This window comes from Streptomyces carpinensis (genome assembly GCF_002154505.1).
In the GTDB taxonomy this organism is placed as follows: domain Bacteria; phylum Actinomycetota; class Actinomycetes; order Streptomycetales; family Streptomycetaceae; genus Streptomyces; species Streptomyces carpinensis.
Window position 1 is genome coordinate 23946 of the sequence record NZ_MUBM01000215.1, and the last position, 16444, is coordinate 40389.

17 protein-coding genes and 1 pseudogene are annotated in these 16444 nt (G+C 72.2%); 14 read left to right on the forward strand and 4 right to left on the reverse strand.

Annotation, left to right across the window (positions count from 1 at the left end):
• Window positions 1–411: 411 nt before the first annotated feature.
• The 7 genes from BZY54_RS27865 (at window position 412) to BZY54_RS27895 (ending at window position 6826) form a co-directional block, all read left to right on the forward strand.
• A complete protein-coding gene (locus BZY54_RS27865) occupies window positions 412–1461 on the forward strand; it encodes a ParA family protein (RefSeq protein WP_086728115.1) in 1050 nt (349 codons plus the stop codon).
• Window positions 1446–2051 (forward strand): hypothetical protein, encoded by a 606-nt coding sequence (locus BZY54_RS27870; RefSeq protein WP_167414078.1) that lies wholly within the window; start codon window positions 1446–1448, stop codon window positions 2049–2051. The genes BZY54_RS27865 and BZY54_RS27870 overlap by 16 nt, the downstream gene beginning before the upstream one ends.
• 18 nt (window positions 2052–2069) lie before the next feature.
• Window positions 2070–3272, forward strand: a complete 1203-nt coding sequence (locus tag BZY54_RS27875; protein ID WP_107419833.1) for a segregation and condensation protein A — start codon at window positions 2070–2072, stop codon at window positions 3270–3272.
• Window positions 3269–3943: an SMC-Scp complex subunit ScpB gene (scpB, locus tag BZY54_RS27880; RefSeq protein WP_086728093.1), complete on the forward strand. Its 675-nt coding sequence runs from the start codon at window positions 3269–3271 to the stop codon at window positions 3941–3943. Before BZY54_RS27875 ends, scpB begins: the two co-directional genes overlap by 4 nt.
• On the forward strand, window positions 3943–5007 hold the full coding sequence (locus tag BZY54_RS27885; RefSeq protein WP_086728094.1) for a pseudouridine synthase: 1065 nt from the start codon (window positions 3943–3945) through the stop codon (window positions 5005–5007). Before scpB ends, BZY54_RS27885 begins: the two co-directional genes overlap by 1 nt.
• Before the next feature lie 77 nt (window positions 5008–5084).
• Window positions 5085–5804, forward strand: coding sequence for an NUDIX hydrolase (locus tag BZY54_RS27890; protein WP_086728095.1), 720 nt, complete (start codon window positions 5085–5087; stop codon window positions 5802–5804).
• The gene (locus BZY54_RS27895) at window positions 5801–6826 is read left to right on the forward strand and encodes an ADP-ribosylglycohydrolase family protein (protein ID WP_086728096.1); all 1026 of its coding nucleotides are present in this window, start codon (window positions 5801–5803) and stop codon (window positions 6824–6826) included. Before BZY54_RS27890 ends, BZY54_RS27895 begins: the two co-directional genes overlap by 4 nt.
• A gap of 274 nt (window positions 6827–7100) precedes the next feature.
• Here BZY54_RS27895 and BZY54_RS27900 read toward each other — a convergent pair.
• Together BZY54_RS27900 and BZY54_RS27905 are read right to left on the reverse strand one after the other, a co-directional pair.
• Window positions 7101–7857 (reverse strand): annotated as a pseudogene (locus BZY54_RS27900) (nucleotidyltransferase domain-containing protein).
• A gap of 22 nt (window positions 7858–7879) precedes the next feature.
• Window positions 7880–8362 (reverse strand): Rieske (2Fe-2S) protein, encoded by a 483-nt coding sequence (locus tag BZY54_RS27905; RefSeq protein WP_086728097.1) that lies wholly within the window; start codon window positions 8360–8362, stop codon window positions 7880–7882.
• Window positions 8363–8634: 272 nt separating this feature from the next.
• Between BZY54_RS27905 and aroH the strand changes: the two genes are divergently transcribed.
• From aroH to der, 5 genes are all read left to right on the forward strand, one after another.
• A complete protein-coding gene (gene aroH, locus BZY54_RS27910) occupies window positions 8635–8997 on the forward strand; it encodes a chorismate mutase (RefSeq protein ID WP_086728098.1) in 363 nt (120 codons plus the stop codon).
• Window positions 8994–10079, forward strand: a complete 1086-nt coding sequence (locus BZY54_RS27915) for a prephenate dehydrogenase (protein ID WP_086728099.1) — start codon at window positions 8994–8996, stop codon at window positions 10077–10079. The genes aroH and BZY54_RS27915 overlap by 4 nt, the downstream gene beginning before the upstream one ends.
• Before the next feature lie 158 nt (window positions 10080–10237).
• Window positions 10238–10933, forward strand: a complete 696-nt coding sequence (gene cmk / locus BZY54_RS27920) for a (d)CMP kinase (RefSeq protein WP_086728100.1) — start codon at window positions 10238–10240, stop codon at window positions 10931–10933.
• Entirely contained in the window at window positions 10891–11598 is a 708-nt protein-coding gene (locus BZY54_RS27925; protein ID WP_208640788.1) for a lysophospholipid acyltransferase family protein, read from the forward strand. Before cmk ends, BZY54_RS27925 begins: the two co-directional genes overlap by 43 nt.
• Window positions 11599–11672: 74 nt before the next feature.
• Entirely contained in the window at window positions 11673–13157 is a 1485-nt protein-coding gene (gene der / locus BZY54_RS27930; RefSeq protein ID WP_086728101.1) for a ribosome biogenesis GTPase Der, read from the forward strand.
• Between the two features lie 103 nt (window positions 13158–13260).
• On the opposite strand, the gene BZY54_RS27935 is transcribed toward der, so the two are convergent.
• Together BZY54_RS27935 and BZY54_RS27940 are read right to left on the reverse strand one after the other, a co-directional pair.
• Window positions 13261–13635 (reverse strand): hypothetical protein, encoded by a 375-nt coding sequence (locus BZY54_RS27935; RefSeq protein ID WP_086728102.1) that lies wholly within the window; start codon window positions 13633–13635, stop codon window positions 13261–13263.
• Window positions 13636–13678: 43 nt separating this feature from the next.
• Window positions 13679–14497, reverse strand: a complete 819-nt coding sequence (locus BZY54_RS27940) for a hypothetical protein (protein WP_086728103.1) — start codon at window positions 14495–14497, stop codon at window positions 13679–13681.
• A 530-nt stretch (window positions 14498–15027) separates the two neighbouring features.
• Here BZY54_RS27940 and BZY54_RS27945 point away from each other — a divergent pair.
• The gene (locus BZY54_RS27945) at window positions 15028–15747 is read left to right on the forward strand and encodes a transglycosylase family protein (RefSeq protein WP_086728118.1); all 720 of its coding nucleotides are present in this window, start codon (window positions 15028–15030) and stop codon (window positions 15745–15747) included.
• 464 nt (window positions 15748–16211) lie between these two features.
• On the forward strand, window positions 16212–16427 hold the full coding sequence (locus BZY54_RS27950) for an I78 family peptidase inhibitor (RefSeq protein WP_086728104.1): 216 nt from the start codon (window positions 16212–16214) through the stop codon (window positions 16425–16427).
• Window positions 16428–16444 lie beyond the last annotated feature (17 nt).

The window sequence follows — 16444 nt, forward strand, 5'->3', positions numbered from 1 at the left end:
TTGCCCCACAAGGTCCGGCCGGATGTGTGTATGGTCACTTCGCCGCACTCGGTCAACTCGCCTCGAACGCAACCATTCGACCGATTCACGCACCGGTGAAACCTGCCGTGCGACGGTCGTACGCCCTTGACAGAGGGATGTTTCATTGCCGACACATCGGGCCGGGTCCGGCGGATTGTGTTGCTGCGGACCGCCGACACGCCATAGAGTCGCCAATCGTCGGCATGGTGCCACGCTGACCTGTCTAGAAGTTTCCTGGTCACCAAGGAGGTAAGACGACTTGTGAATGAGTCGACATTTTCTCCCGGGGGTGGTCAACCAGGAACGCCTGTGCGGGGCCAGGGCTCCGCAGGGCTCGAGGCTGTCGGCTCCGTTGCTGTGCGCACCTTCGCAGCCCACCAGGGTCACCGGATGCAAGGGGTGACCCAGTCAGCACACCAGAGCATGGATGGCCATCACGTGAACGCCATGGCCGGCGACGGAAGTGGCGCGCCCCACAACCACTTCGCCGACTACGACTCACTGCCCGAGGGGCACTTCTACGACCCCGACGCCGAGTACGAGCCCGATCCCGAGTACGCGGCCACGCTCGCGCCCGACGCGGCGCGCCAGCGCCGCGAGCGCATCGGTCCCACCGGACGGCCGCTGCCGTACTTCCCCATCCCGGGTCCGCTGACCGACCACGGTCCCGCGAAGATCATCGCGATGTGCAACCAGAAGGGCGGCGTCGGCAAGACGACGTCGACCATCAACCTGGGTGCCGCGCTCGCGGAGTACGGCCGCCGGGTGCTGCTCGTGGACTTCGACCCGCAGGGCGCGCTGTCGGTGGGTCTCGGCGTCAACCCCATGGAGCTCGACCTCACCGTCTACAACCTGCTCATGGAGCGGGGCATGTCCGCGGACGAGGTCCTGCTGAAGACCGCGGTCCCCAACATGGACCTGCTGCCCAGCAACATCGACCTGTCGGCCGCCGAGGTCCAGCTGGTGAGCGAGGTGGCGCGCGAGTCCACGCTGCAGCGCGCGCTCAAGCCGCTGATGGACGACTACGACTACATCGTCATCGACTGCCAGCCCTCGCTCGGTCTGCTCACCGTCAACGCCCTCACGGCCGCGCACAAGGTGATCGTGCCGCTCGAGTGCGAGTTCTTCGCCCTGCGTGGTGTCGCGCTGCTGACCGAGACCATCGAGAAGGTCCAGGAGCGCCTCAACCCGGACCTGGAGCTCGACGGGATCCTCGCCACGATGTACGACTCGCGCACCGTGCACAGCCGTGAGGTGCTCGCGCGTGTCGTCGAGGCGTTCGACGACCACGTGTACCACACGGTCATCGGGCGCACGGTCCGCTTCCCGGAGACCACGGTCGCCGGTGAGCCGATCACCACGTACGCATCCAACTCCGTCGGTGCCGCCGCCTATCGCCAGCTCGCCAGGGAGGTGCTCGCCCGGTGTCACGCCGAGTGAGTCTGCCGGGGGCCGACGAACTGTTCCGTACGACAGGGGGGACGGCGCTCCAGGCGTCCACTCCCCGGCGCCAGCCGGGTGGCGAGGCCAGGGTGCCCGCCCCCGCGGGGGAGAGCGACCCGGCGGCGGCTCCGGCGGAGGACGCCGCCCCGCAGTCGGTGCCCGCGCAGGGCGGCGACGGCGGGGGCGCGGAGCACGTCGCGGCCGGCGCCGACCCGGCCGAGGCCGGCGAGTCCCGCAGCCGGGGCCCGGCGGTTCCGGCCGCGGAGCGCTCCGCACGGCACCAGGCCGCGCAGGAGGGTCCTGCCGCCAACGGCGCCGCGAATGCCGCCGCCGCGCAGCCGCGCAAGCGCGGCCGGTCCGCGACACGCCGGCCCAGCGGCCGGGAACGGCACGACGAGAAGATCACGGTGTACGTGTCCGCCGAGGAACTGATGGACCTGGAGCACGCCCGCCTGGTGCTCCGGGGCGAGCACGGCCTTGCCGTCGACCGCGGCCGTATCGTCCGCGAGGCGGTGGCCGTGGTCCTCGCCGACCTGGAGAGCCGCGGGGACGCCAGCATCCTCGTACGCCGGCTCCGCGGGCGGTAGCGGTAGCCTGCGGGGGCCATGACCTCGAACGACGTTCCCGCTCCCGGCGCAAACGCCGGCCGTCGGCGTGCGTTGGGGCGGGGGCCCGGTGCCGCGCCCGCGGCGCCCCCGGTGGCGGTCCCCGTGGCGGACCTGGAACCGGAGCCGCCGAAGCCCGAGCCTGAGCCGTCCCGGCAGGAGCCTGCGGAAGAGGACGAGCCGGAGATCGTCGCGCCCGGGCCGGAGCCCGAGGAGGCCGCACCCGAGTCGAAGATCGTCGCACCCGAGCCGGAGCCCGAAGTGGCCGCACCGGAGCCGGTGCCTGACGTGGTCGCGCCCGAGTGGGCGCCCGTCGAGGCCTCACCGCCCGCCCCGACCATGGCCGCACCGCCCGCCGGGGAGCCCGAACCCTCCGACGGCGTCTTCACAGTGCGCCTGTCCAACTTCGAGGGCCCCTTCGACCTCCTCCTCCAGCTGATCTCCAAGCACAAGCTGGACGTCACCGAGGTCGCTCTCTCGAAGGTCACCGACGAGTTCATGGCGCACATCCGGGCCATGGGCCCGGACTGGGACCTGGACCAGACCACCGAGTTCCTCGTGGTGGCCGCGACGCTGCTCGACCTCAAGGCGGCCCGGCTGCTGCCCGCCGCCGAGGTGGAGGACGAGGCCGATCTGGCCCTCCTGGAGGCCCGGGACCTGCTGTTCGCCCGCCTGCTGCAGTACCGCGCGTACAAGCGGATCGCCGACATCTTCAACCGGCGCCTGGACGAGGAGGCACTCCGCCATCCCCGTACCGTCGGCCTCGAACCCCACCACGCCGAACTGCTGCCCGAGGTCGTGATCAGCATCGGCCCCGAGGGCTTCGCGAGGCTCGCGGTCAAGGCGATGCAGCCCAAGCCCGAGCCCCAGGTGTACGTCGACCACATCCACGCCCCGCTGGTCAGCGTGCAGGAGCAGGCCGGGATCGTCGTGGCACGCCTGAAGGAACTCGGCGAGGCCAGCTTCCGCGCGCTCGTCGAGGACACCGACGACACGCTGACCGTCGTGGCCCGTTTCCTGGCACTGCTGGAGCTGTACCGGGAGAAGGCCGTCGCCCTGGAGCAGGAGGCCGCGCTCGGCGAGCTGATCGTGCGCTGGACCGGAGGGGACGGGGAAGCGGCGCCGATGGTCACCGACGAGTTCGACCGGCCACCGGAGGAGCCCAAGGAGCGCAAGGAGTCCAAGGAGGAGAAGAAGCCGTGAGCGAGGAGACCGCCGAGGCCCCGGCCGCGCCGACCACCGTCGCCGACCTCGACCTCAAGCCCGCCCTGGAGGCCGTCCTCATGGTCGTGGACGAACCCGTGACCGAGGATCAGCTGGCGAAGACGCTTCAGCGGCCGCGGAGGCAGATCGCGGACGCGTTGCGCGAGCTGGCCGACGAGTACACCGTGCAGGGGCGCGGCTTCGAGCTGCGGCTGATCGCCGGCGGCTGGCGCTTCTACACCCGCCCCGAGTACGCCGCGGCCGTGGAGGGCTTCGTCCTGGACGGGCAGCAGGCCCGGCTCACCCAGGCCGCGCTGGAGACCCTGGCGGTGGTCGCCTACCGCCAGCCGGTCAGCCGCAGCCGGGTCTCGGCCGTGCGCGGAGTCAACTGCGACGGCGTGATGCGCACCCTGCTCCAGCGCGGGCTGGTCGAGGAGGCGGGCACGGAACCCGAAACAGGTGCGATCCTGTACAGGACGACGAACTACTTCCTGGAGCGGATGGGCCTGCGCGGTCTGGACGAGCTCCCGGAGCTCGCGCCCTTCCTCCCGGAGGCGGAGGCGATCGAGGCCGAGACCCAGGAAGCCGTGCCGTCGTTCGACCCGGACGCCCCGGACCCGGACGACGGTCCCGGGACGCAGATGACTGACACGACGACGACGGAACTTTGATGCGAAGCAGCGGCAGCGGCAAGAGCGGCGGGCGCGGTAACTACCGCGGTGCCGGTAACGACAGGGACCAGAAGCAGGGGCAGGGCCGCCCCCGCAAGCCCCGCCCCGAGGAGCGCCGCTACGACGTCGGCCCCGGCGCCACCAAGGACGGCCCGAAGGCGGGGCGCGGCGGCGCGGCCCGCGGCGGAGCCAAGGGAGGCCCCAAGCAGCCCCAGCCCCGCAGCGGCCGTACGGCTCCCGCGCGCTCCCGCGAGTACGAGGCGCGCGCCGAGGAGCGCAACCGCGAGCGGTACGCCGGCAAGAAGGACATCAAGCTGCCCAAGACCTTCCCGGGCGCCGAGCAGGAGGGCGAGCGGCTGCAGAAGGTCCTCGCTCGCGCGGGCTACGGTTCGCGGCGTGCCTGCGAGGAGCTGATCGAGCAGGCACGGGTCGAGGTCAACGGCGAGATCGTCCTGGAGCAGGGCCGCCGGGTCGACCCGGAGAAGGACGAGGTCAGGGTCGACGGCCTGACGGTCGCCACGCAGTCCTACCAGTTCTTCTCGCTGAACAAGCCCGCGGGTGTCGTCTCCACGATGGAGGACCCGGAGGGCCGGCAGTGCCTCGGCGACTACGTCACCAACCGCGAGACACGGCTCTTCCACGTCGGCCGGCTGGACACCGAGACCGAGGGCGTCATCCTGCTCACCAACCACGGTGAGCTGGCGCACCGGCTGACCCATCCCAAGTACGGCGTGAAGAAGACCTACCTCGCCGCCATCGTCGGGCCGATCCCGCGCGACCTGGGCAAGCGCCTGAAGGACGGCATCCAGCTGGAGGACGGGTACGCCCGCGCGGACCACTTCCGGGTCGTCGAGCAGACCGGCAAGAACTACCTGGTCGAGGTCACCCTCCACGAGGGCCGCAAGCACATCGTCCGCCGCATGCTCGCGGAGGCCGGCTTCCCGGTGGACAAGCTGGTCCGCACCGCCTTCGGCCCCATCACCCTCGGTGACCAGAAGTCCGGCTGGCTGCGCCGCCTGTCCAACACCGAGGTCGGCATGCTGATGAAGGAGGTCGACCTCTAGGAGGCCGTCCAGGGCTTGTCACCGCCCCCACCCCTCTTTATAGTCGAGATGACTCTTAAAGGGGGGTGGGTGCGCGCATGCGGGGCTACGACAAGTACGCCTACGAACCCTTCGCCGTGACCGTCGACCTCGCCGTCCTGACGATCCGCGGGGGCGCGCTGCACGTGCTGCTCGTCGAGCGCGGACAGGAGCCGTACGCCGGACACTGGGCGCTGCCCGGCGGCTTCCTGCTGCCGGACGAGTCCGCGGAGACGGCCGCGCGGCGCGAACTCGCCGAGGAGACCGGGCTGTCGGACGTCTCCGGACTGCACCTGGAGCAGTTGCGCACCTACAGCGAGCCCGACCGCGACCCCAGGATGCGGGTCGTGTCGGTCGCGTTCACCGCGCTGCTGCCCGACGCGCCCGAACCGCACGGCGGCGGCGACGCGGCCCAGGCCCGCTGGCGGCCGTACGACTCGGCCGGGCCGCTCGCCTTCGACCACGACCGGATCCTCGCCGACGCCCACGACCGGGTCGGCGCCCAGCTGGAGAGCAGCTGCCTGGCCACCGCTTTCTGCCCGCCCGAGTTCACGCTCGGCGAGCTCCAGCAGGTCTACGAGACGGTCTGGGGTCTGGGGCTGGACCGCCCCAACTTCCGCCGCAAGGTCCTCGCCACTCCCGGCTTCGTCGAACCGGTCCCCGGCGCCGCGCGCCTCACCGGCGGCCGCGGCAAACCGGCCGCACTCTACCGCGCGGGCACCGCCACCGTGCTCCACCCGCCTCTGCTCCGCCCCTCCCGGGAAGGACGCCCCGCATGACGACCACCACGACCGTCCGCAAGCGCGCCGCCACCGGGGCCCTGCTGGGCCTCGCCCTCGGGGACGCGCTCGGTTTCCCGACCGAGTTCAACGACGTGCCCTCGATCCTCGCCAAGTGCGGCCCGTGGCGCGAGATGAAGCTGCCGCGGCCGGCGATCGTCACCGACGACACGCAGATGACGCTGGCGCTCGGGCGGGGGCTTCGGACGGCGATGGGCCGTGGGCTGCTGACCCCGTCGCGGCTGGCGCGGCCGGTGCGCGAGGAGTTCGTGGACTGGTACCAGTCGCCGGAGAACAACCGGGCCCCGGGCCGCACCTGCCTGGTCGCCTGCGGTCTTCTGAAGTCGGAGCGCCGGCCCTGGCAGGAGGCCAGCCAGATCGGCTCCAAGGGCTGCGGGGCCAACATGCGCGTCGCGCCCCTCGGGCTCGCCCCCGGGCTGAGCGACGAACAGCGCGCGGGCGCCGCCCAGCTGCAGGCAGCGCTCACCCACGGCCACCCGACGGCACTCGCCGCCTCCGACCTCACGGCGCGCGCCGTACGCCTGCTCGCCCAGGGCGCCGAGCCCACCGGACTGGTCGGGCTGCTGCGGTCGTACGCGTACGAGAACCGCACCCGCTACCACCACCAGTGGCTCGGCGACCTGTGGACCCGCGCCCAGGACCCGACGCCGGAGCACTTCATCGCGCGCGGCTGGGACGAGTGCCTGGACATCCTGGGACGGCTCCAGGAGGCCGTGCGCACCGTCTCGCCGGAGACCGACCCGTGCCTGGCCACCGGCGCGGGCTGGATCGCCGAGGAGGCCCTGGCGACCGGGCTGCTGTGCTTCCTGCTCTTCGTCGACGAGCCGCTCACGGCGCTGCGCCGCGCCGCGTGCACCTCCGGGGACTCGGACTCGATCGCCTGCCTGGCGGGCGCCTTCGCGGGGGCGCACCTGGGCGCGGACGCCTGGCCGGCCGAATGGGCCGACCGGATCGAGTACCGGGGCGATCTGCTGACGCTCGGGGCGCTCTGGGACGCTTGACCGGCGACCGGCGACCGGCCCCCCCGGCCCCGCGCCCGTCGTCGCCGCAGAACCCGACCCCCTGCTGTTCGTGACCGACTCCGGCGGCCACCGTCACGGCCGCCCGGCGCACGACCCGGACGAGGAGCCGCCGGGCGTCCGCCTGTTGCCGCCGGCCGCACCGTCCGGCCTGCGCGAGCCGGACGGGACACGGTCGCGGATGCGGGTGCTCCGCGAGGGGCGTGGAGACGGACCCGGTCATCCAGACCTGGGCAAGCGGCCAGGCGCAGGCGCGTCAGACCTGCCCGGTGGGCCGGGCGTGTGGCAGACACCGCCCGACTTCGCGGTCCGGGTCCGTCCGCAGGGCCGAGGCACGGCGGACCCGGACGAGGAAGTCCTCGACGCGGCGACGGTCCGGCTCCGGGGGGAGCGGCGTGTGGTGGGCGGCGCGCTCGGTCTCCGCCGCCAGGCGGGCCATCCAGGACTCCACCTCGGGCCAGGGGACCTCGCCCCGCTTGACCGCCAGCAGGCGCTCCCGGCGCTCGCCCACCTCGACGGTGAGATGGCCCGTGCGCACCAGGTCACGGGCGCTGGTCAGCAGGCGCAGCAGGTGCATGGCGTGCTTCCAGCGCGGGGCGCCGTGCGTGCGCAGATCGGCGTCGAGCTTGCGGCGCTGGCCGAGGGCATAGCCCGTGAAGGTGTCGTGGACCCGGCGGGACAGGAACGCCTCGCGCAGCGCCAGCAGTTCACGGCCGGTGTCGTCGGCGTACTCCACGAGCGGGGAGTGCAGGCACTCCAGGATGTTCGGGTTCCCGCCCAGCGCCAGCTCGCAGAAGCGCTCCAGCTCCCAGCTGAACTGCTCGGGCAGCGGGCCGTCCACGTGCGTGGGCGGCTTGTCGAACCGCCAGAAGAGCTCGGTGGGGGCGACGAAGACGCCCCGGCGGTCCGTGTCGCTGCCGTCCGTCGCCAGTCCGAAGGCCCGCGAGCCCATCCACGCAGGCGAAGATCGTGTGGTCGCGTACCAGGCAGAACCTGGGCTCCTCGGGCTGCATGCCCGGGAGCGTACGCGGATCCTCACGCCAGACGGATCGAGTTTCCCTCCACCTTGATCTGCCGGGCGGCCAGCGGCCGTGTCGCCGGGCCGTCCGCCACCGAGCCGTCGGTGACGCGGAAGCGGCTGCCGTGGCAGGGGCAGTCGATGGTGCCGTTCGCGACCTTGGCGACCGAGCAGCCCTCGTGGGTGCAGATCGCCGAGAAGGCCTTGAACTGACCCTTCGTCGGCTGTGTGACCACCACCTTCTGCTCCGCGAAGACCTTGCCGCCGCCTTCCGGGATGTCGCTGGTGCTCGTCAGACTCTGCGCCACTCCGGAGCCTTTGACGGAGGTGTTGGCCGAGGCGTGGGAGGAGGCCTCGGCTCGGGCGGAGGGCGACGTCTTGGCGGAGGGAGACGTCTCCGTGGAGTTGTCGGTGCCGCTGGCCGTGTTGCCGCACCCCGTCGCCACGAGTGCCGCCGCACCCGTGGCGATAACCGTGCGCCGCGTCGAGCCATGGGTCATGGGAGTCACTCCGGGGGCCGAGGGAAAAGGGGAGAGCTCCGGGGCGGAGCAAGAGCATCTTTGCATCGAAGGCCACCAGGACGAAGCAAATCGGAAGGAAGCCGCGTAAGTCGTAAAAGGCGCTCTTCGTGCGACCTCGTCGGCGCCGCTCCTGCCTCCGTCCCTTTTCCCGTCTCAGTGAGCGAGCGGCCGCACGCCGCTCGCACGCACTCTGACTAGGCTGGACGCCCGAGAACGACACAGACGTCAGCACGTCAGCGAGGAGCAGCGCCGTGGCGGTACGAGCGGTCCGGGGGGCCGTCCAGCTGGAACGGGACGAGGCCGGCCACATGAGTGAGCAGGTCGAGGCCCTGCTCACCGCCGTCCTGGAGCGGAACGGCCTGACCGCCGACGACCTGATCAGCATCTGGTTCACGGCCACGCCCGACCTGCACAGCGACTTCCCGGCGGCCGCCGCCCGCAAGCTCGGCATCGTCGACGTACCGCTGATCTGCGCCCAGGAGCTGGACATCGAGGGCGCGATGCCCCGCGTCGTCCGCATCCTGGCGCACATCGAGTCCGACAAGCCGCGTGCCGAGATCGCCCACGTCTACCTCGGCGCCGCGGCCGCCCTGCGCAAGGACATCGCCCAGTGAGGACCGCACTCGTCATCGGCACCGGGCTCATCGGCACCTCCGCCGCCCTGGCCCTGGTCCAGCGCGGCGTGACCGTGCACCTGGCCGACCACGACCCGCAGCAGGCCCGTACGGCCGCCGCGCTCGGGGCCGGCACGGACGAGGCCCCGGACGGCCCCGTCGACCTCGCGATCGTGGCCGCCCCGCCGGCGCACGTGGCCTCGGTGCTGGCCGACGCCATGCGCCGGGAGGCGGCTCGCGGCTACGTGGACGTGGCCAGCGTCAAGGGCGGCCCGCGCCGCGAGCTGCAGTCGCTCGGCCTGGACCTGACTCGCTACATCGGCACCCACCCCATGTCGGGCCGCGAGAAGTCCGGCCCGCTGGCCGCGACCGGCGACCTCTTCGAGGGCCGCCCCTGGGTGCTCACCCCCACCCGGGACACCGACACCGAGGTGCTCAACCTCGCCCTGGAGCTGGTCTCGCACTGCCGGGCGGTGCCGGTCGTCATGGACGCCGACGCCCACGACCGTGCCGTGGCCCTGGTCTCCCACATGCCCCACCTGGTCTCCAGCATGGTTGCCGCGCGCCTGGAGCACGCCGAGGAGGCGGCCGTACGGCTGTGCGGCCAGGGCATCCGGGACGTGACCCGGATCGCCGCCTCCGACCCGCGGATGTGGATCGACATCCTGTCCGCGAACCCGGGCCCGGTCGCCGACCTGCTCTCCGACGTCGCCACCGACCTGGACGAGGCGGTGCGCGCCCTGCGCGCGCTGCAGTCCTCCGACGAGTCCAAGCGCCGCGAGGGCAGCGCGGGCATCGAGGGCATGCTGCGGCGGGGCAACGCGGGCCAGGTCCGGGTCCCCGGCAAGCACGGGTCCGCGCCGCGGACGTACGAGGTCGTCGCCGTCCTCATCGACGACCAGCCCGGCCAGCTGGCCCGCATCTTCGCGGACGCGGGGATGGCCGGGGTCAACATCGAGGACGTCCGCATCGAGCACGCGACGGGGCAGCAGGCAGGTCTGGTGCAGCTGATGGTCGAGCCGAAGGCGGCCCCGGTCCTCACGGCCGCGCTGCGCGAGCGCGGCTGGGCCATCCGCCAGTAGCGGCTCCCTCCGGTCGCGCCGGTGCCCGGCCCTCGCCGGGGCCGGGCACTCACCCGTATGGAGGCCTCCGGGAAGCCAGTAACCTTGTGCGGGGCGCCCTGAGGACCCGGCGTCCCCGCACATCCATCCACCACCCTTCACCAGGAAGGTGCCCCGCTGTGGAAAACGGCGCCGCCCGGACCGCCCAGCCCGTGATTGTCGCCATCGACGGCCCCTCCGGCACGGGCAAGTCGAGCACGTCGAAGGCCGTGGCCGCGCAGCTCGGCCTGAGCTACCTGGACACCGGTGCCCAGTACCGGGCGATCACCTGGTGGATGGTGACCAACGGGATCGACATAGACGACCCCACCGCGATCGCCGCGGTGGCCGGCAAGCCGGAGATCGTCTCGGGCACCGACCCGGCCCACCCGACGATCGCCGTCGACGGCGTGGACGTGGCCGGCCCGATCCGCACCCAGGAGGTCACCTCCAAGGTCAGTGCGGTCAGCGCCGTACCGGAGGTGCGGGCCCGGATCACCGAGCTCCAGCGCTCCCTGGCCTCCTCGGCCGGGACGGGGATCGTCGTCGAGGGCCGCGACATCGGCACCACCGTGCTGCCGGACGCCGACCTGAAGATCTTCCTCACCGCCTCCCCGGAGGCCCGCGCCGCCCGCCGCAGCGGAGAGCTCAAGGGCGCCGACGTGCACGCCACCCGCGCGGCCCTGATCAAGCGGGACGCCGCCGACTCCAGCCGCAAGACCTCCCCGCTGGCCAAGGCCGGCGATGCGGTCGAGGTGGACACCACCGACCTGACGCTGGCGCAGGTCATCGAGTGCGTCGTCACCCTCGTCGAGGAGAAGCGGGCCGCGAAGTGAGCCTTCCGTCCGAGCGCACGGCGGGCCTTCCGTCGGAGCGCGGCGCCGACGTCGGCCGTCGGATCGGCGTCGGGCTGATGTACGGGCTGTGGCGTCCGCGCGTGCTCGGCTCCTGGAAGGTGCCCGCGACCGGCCCGGCGATCCTCGCCGTCAACCACTCCCACAACATCGACGGCCCGATGGTCATGGGCGTGGCACCGCGACCGGTGCACTTCCTGATCAAGAAGGAGGCGTTCGTCGGCCCGCTCGGCTCCTTCCTGACCGGCATCGGCCAGCTCCAGGTGGACCGGCACACCACCGACCGCACGGCCATCACCCGCGCCCTCGGCGTCCTGGGCCAGGGCGGTGCCCTCGGCATCTTCCCCGAGGGCACCCGGGGTGAGGGCGACTTCGCCTCCCTGCGTGCCGGGCTCGCCTACTTCGCGGTCCGCAGCGGGGCGCCCATCGTCCCGGTGGCCGTGCTGGGAAGTTCCGAACGGCGCGGACGGTTGATACAGGGGTTGCCCCCGCTGCGCTCCCGCGTCGACGTCGTCTTCGGCGACCCCTTCGAAGCGGGCGACGGCAGCGGCCGGCGCACGCGCCGGGCGCTGGACGAGGCCACCGAACGCATCCAGAAGCAGCTCACCGCCCACCTGGAAAACGCCAGGCGCCTGACCGGGCGCTAGGCGACACTCGAGTAGTGGATCACCACGGACCGTGGCGCTCCACCGATCACCACGAACGACGAGGTACGGACTTCATGAACGACGACATCCAGCCCGAGGGCTCGGCCGAGCACGAGTACGACCACGGGGCGCTCGGCGATGCCGAGTACGCGGAGTTCATGGAGCTCGCCGCGGAAGAGGGCTTCGACATCGAGGACGTCGAGGGCGCCATCGAGGCGGCCGGCCACGGGCCGCTGCCCGTCCTCGCCGTCGTCGGCCGTCCCAATGTCGGCAAGTCGACTCTGGTGAACCGCATCATCGGCCGCCGTGAGGCGGTCGTCGAGGACAAGCCGGGCGTCACCCGCGACCGCGTCACCTACGAGGCCGAGTGGGCGGGCCGCCGCTTCAAGGTCGTCGACACCGGTGGCTGGGAGCAGGACGTCCTCGGCATCGACGCCTCCGTCGCCGCCCAGGCCGAGTACGCCATCGAGGCCGCCGACGCGGTCGTCTTCGTCGTCGACGCCAAGGTCGGCGCCACCGACACCGACGAGGCCGTCGTACGGCTGCTGCGCAAGGCCGGCAAGCCGGTGGTGCTGTGCGCCAACAAGGTGGACGGCCCGAGCGGCGAGGCCGACGCGGCCTACCTGTGGAGCCTCGGCCTCGGCGAACCGCACCCCGTCTCGGCGCTGCACGGCCGAGGCACCGGCGACATGCTGGACGCCGTGCTGGAGGTGCTGCCGGACGCCCCGCGCGAGACCTTCGGCGGGAGCGGTATCGGCGGCCCGCGCCGGATCGCCCTGATCGGCCGCCCCAACGTCGGCAAGTCCTCCCTGCTGAACAAGGTGGCGGGCGAGGAGCGCGTCGTCGTCAACGAGCTCGCGGGCACCACCCGCGACCCGGTCGACGAGCTGATCGAACTGGGTGGCGTGACCTGGAAGTTCGTCGACACGGCGGGTATCCGCAAGCGCGTCCACCTGCAGCAGGGCGCCGACTACTACGCCTCCCTGCGCACCGCGGCCGCGGTGGAGAAGGCGGAGGTCGCCGTCATCCTGATCGACGCCTCCGAGAACATCTCCGTGCAGGACCAGCGGATCGTCACCATGGCCGTCGAGGCGGGCCGCGCGATGGTCATCGCCTACAACAAGTGGGACACCCTCGACGAGGAGCGCCGCTACTACCTGGAGCGGGAGATCGAGACGGAGCTGGGCCAGGTCGCGTGGGCCCCGCGTGTGAACGTCTCGGCGCGCACCGGACGGCACATGGAGAAGCTGGTCCCGGCCATCGAGACGGCCCTGGCCGGCTGGGAGACCCGGGTGCCGACCGGCCGCCTCAACGCCTTCCTGGGCGAGCTGGTCTCCGCCCACCCGCACCCGATCCGGGGCGGAAAGCAGCCGCGCATCCTCTTCGGCACCCAGGCCGGCACCAAGCCGCCGCGGTTCGTCCTGTTCGCCTCCGGCTTCATCGAGGCGGGCTACCGGCGGTTCATCGAGCGCCGGCTGCGTGAGGAGTTCGGCTTCGACGGCACGCCGATCCACATCTCGGTACGGGTGCGCGAGAAGCGCGGCTCGAAGAAGAAGTAGCGGCCCGGGGAGGCGCGGGGGACCCGGAGAGCCGGCAGAGACAGAGGAAGGGCGGCCCCTGTCAGGGTGGGCCGCCCTTCCGGTCCGTGGACCTCTGTGTGTCTCACAGGCCGCGGCGCGGGGCGGGCGGCAGCGCCGCCGGGACGGGATGCGTCCCGGTCTCCTGCCGCCGGATCGTGCCCACGCGCTGCCACTGCGCCTGCTGCTGGCCGGTGCCGTGCCGTGTGCTGTAGGCCCCGGCGCTGTAGGCGATGTACGCCTGGGAACCCGTACTGTGCGAGAGGTGCCCGAACGCGACGAAGCCGAGATCCTCCTCGCCGCTGCGGTCACCCGGCAGCGCACGGTAGGACTTGACGTACTCGGCGTAGAGCGCGTCGTAGATCGGCGTGGCCGATGGGCCGCCATGGGGGTCGTGGACCGGCCGCGGGGACCGGATCGGCGGGTAGGACTGGCGGCGGGGAACGTCGTATGCGTGCACGTATCTCCAAACGACCCCGGACCGGAAGAGATGCGGCTCAGGCTCAGGTACCGGCCAGCGGCAGGGTGGCCGCCACCAGCCGGCCCGCGGCCGCGGCCTTGTCCAGGGCGTCGCGCAGCAGGTCCTCGCGCGGCTGGCGTCCGATGGAACCGACCGGCGCCGCGAACAGGAGCACCTGCTGGTGCTTGTTGGCGGCCGCCCGCCAGCCGTCGCTGACCTGGAGCGGTTGGTGCGCCTGCCACCAGGCCGTCGGCTGGCCGCCGCCGGCGCCGGGCTGCAGGACGGCGTGCAGCTGGCCCATGGCCAGCAGCACCGACCATCCGTGCAGCACGGGCGGCACGGAGTCGAGGTCGGCCACCGGGCGGTAGCCCTGCTCGAGGAGCAGCGTCAGGAAGTCGTCGCCGGGGCCCATCGTGCCCGGACGCACGATGGGCGCGGTCGGCTCGACGACCAGGGCGGGGTGCAACTCCCCGGCGATCAGGACCAGTCCGCTGGTCACCCCGAGCACGGCCTGCTCGGGCACCGGCCTGTGCTGCTCGCCGTACTGCGGTACGCCCTGCGCGGGCACCCCGCCGGAGACGCCCGCGTCGGCGTTGATGGAGCGGACCGCGCCTCGCAGCTGTTCCTCGGTGACCTGGACGACCTGCGAGGGCAGGCAGGTGGCGTGGGCGAAGGCGAGGACGGCGGTCTCGTCCCCGACGAACAGCACGGTGCTGGTGCGCTCCTGTTCGGAGTCGCCGGGGGTGCGGCAGGACGTGCAGTCGTAACTGCCCGGGGCGTTCTCTCCGGTGAGCAGCCGGTCGGCTTCTTCGTCGCCGATCTCGGCGCGTACGGCGTCGCTGACGTCGAGCATGCGCGGCACGGGTGGCTCCCTCGGGATGCGGTGCGTGGCGGGACCGGGTGGCTCCCGGCCCGGGAACCGGGAGGGCCCCCGGCTCATGAAGAAGACAACGGACGATCTGTGGCGGGAGTCACGCCCTCCGGCATACGGAATCGATCCATCCTGCGCACACGGTCACGACAGGTGCGGAATCCGGCACTCAACGTCAACTCGCCAAAAGTCAAGGGGTGTTGACGGGGTGAAGTGAGTCACAGAGTGACCGTGGTCCTGGTCGACAAATCAGGAAATCAGCGAATGAAGTGGGTGGCCGAAAAAAGACGGTACCCCTGGTAACCGGCAACTGGCCTGCCAGAACAGCCGATTGGTTGATCCCCGCTCGTCATGCTCCCTACATTCCTCGGCCGAGTGCACAGAGCACCGCCCGGGTACGTCCGCCGACCGCACCACCCAGCACGACCCCGACCGGCGGGCGGGGCGAGCACGCCGACCGCGTCCATGCGCGTGAGGTGCGCCGCGCCATGGGGGACCCCGGGTCCTTCGAGAGGATCTCCATGTCCGAATGTGCCGATACCTACGCCGCTTCCCACGTCTCACACGCCGACACCAAGCGCGACGGCGCCCGTAGGGCCCGGACGACGGCAGCCCTCGCCGGGGCGGCTCTGCTCGCCCCCCTCGGCCTGCTCGCCGCGTCCGGCGAGGCCCGGGCGGCGGACGGCGGGGTGTGGGACCGCATCGCACAGTGCGAGAGCGGCGGCAACTGGCACATCAACACCGGCAACGGCTACTACGGGGGGCTTCAGTTCGCCGCCGGCACCTGGCGTGCCTACGGCGGCACGGCCTACGCGCCCACCGCCGACCAGGCCTCACGGGCCCAGCAGATCGCCGTCGCCACCCGGGTCCAGCAGGCCCAGGGGTGGGGCGCGTGGCCGGTCTGCTCGGCCCGGGCCGGAGCGTCCGGCGGCGCGCCGGCCTCGGGCCCGGCCGGGGCCGGGTCGGCGCACAGGACGCAGAAGGCCGACAAGCTCCGCTCGTCCTACGAGTCGGCACACGGGTCGGTTCAGCGGAACCGGCAGAACGCGGCGCCGGCACGCGAGACCGGGCATGCGGACCGCGGCGCCGCACGCGGTACGTACACCGTCCGCGCGGGCGACACCCTGAGCGGCATCGCCGCCCGGCAGGGCGCCACCTGGCAACGGCTCTACGACCTCAACAAGTCCGTCGTCGGCGGCGACCCCGACCTGATCGTGCCCGGGCAGCGCCTCGCCCTCTGAGCCACCGCCCGTTCCAGGGGGACGCTCGGCACGACGCACGACGCACGACGCACGACGCACGACGCACGACGCACGACGCACGACGCATCACGCGCCGCGGCCCCACGCGCACGGCCCCGTCCGGTCCATCGACCGGGCGGGGCCGTCGCTGCGAATGCCTGCGCCGTCACGGGCTTCGCGGACCGGCGCGGAATGGGGCCTGGAATGCTCTTCCGCGGCTGCCGACGACGGGGTCGCAGCCGTTGTCACCATTGCTTTCCGTGGGGTTTTCCGGACGCCGTCCGGGCCGCCGGAAATTGCGTTCGAATACGTGCGGATGACAAACGGAACCGTCCTTGAGGGTGAAGGAGTTACTCCGTCCGGCCGTCGTGATCCTGTGACAGAAATGTGACAGGAGTGACGTCGGTGACTGCTGCAGCCATCGTGGGCTTCCGCGGCCGGGGCCGGACGCCTAGCGTGGCCGTATGGCACCGATTCCCACTCCGCCCGCGGAGCCTCAGGACAATCCGGAGACATACGTCGGCCTGGAAGCCGGGCGGGCCGAGCGAGTCGCGCGTGAACGCGGCTGGTCCACGGTCCGGTCGCTGGCGCCGGGCACGATCATCACCATGGAGTACCGGTTCGGGCGGCTGAACTTCGAGGTGGAGGACGGCCGGGTGGCCCGCGCCTGGAAGGGCTGACCCACCGGCCCGAACCG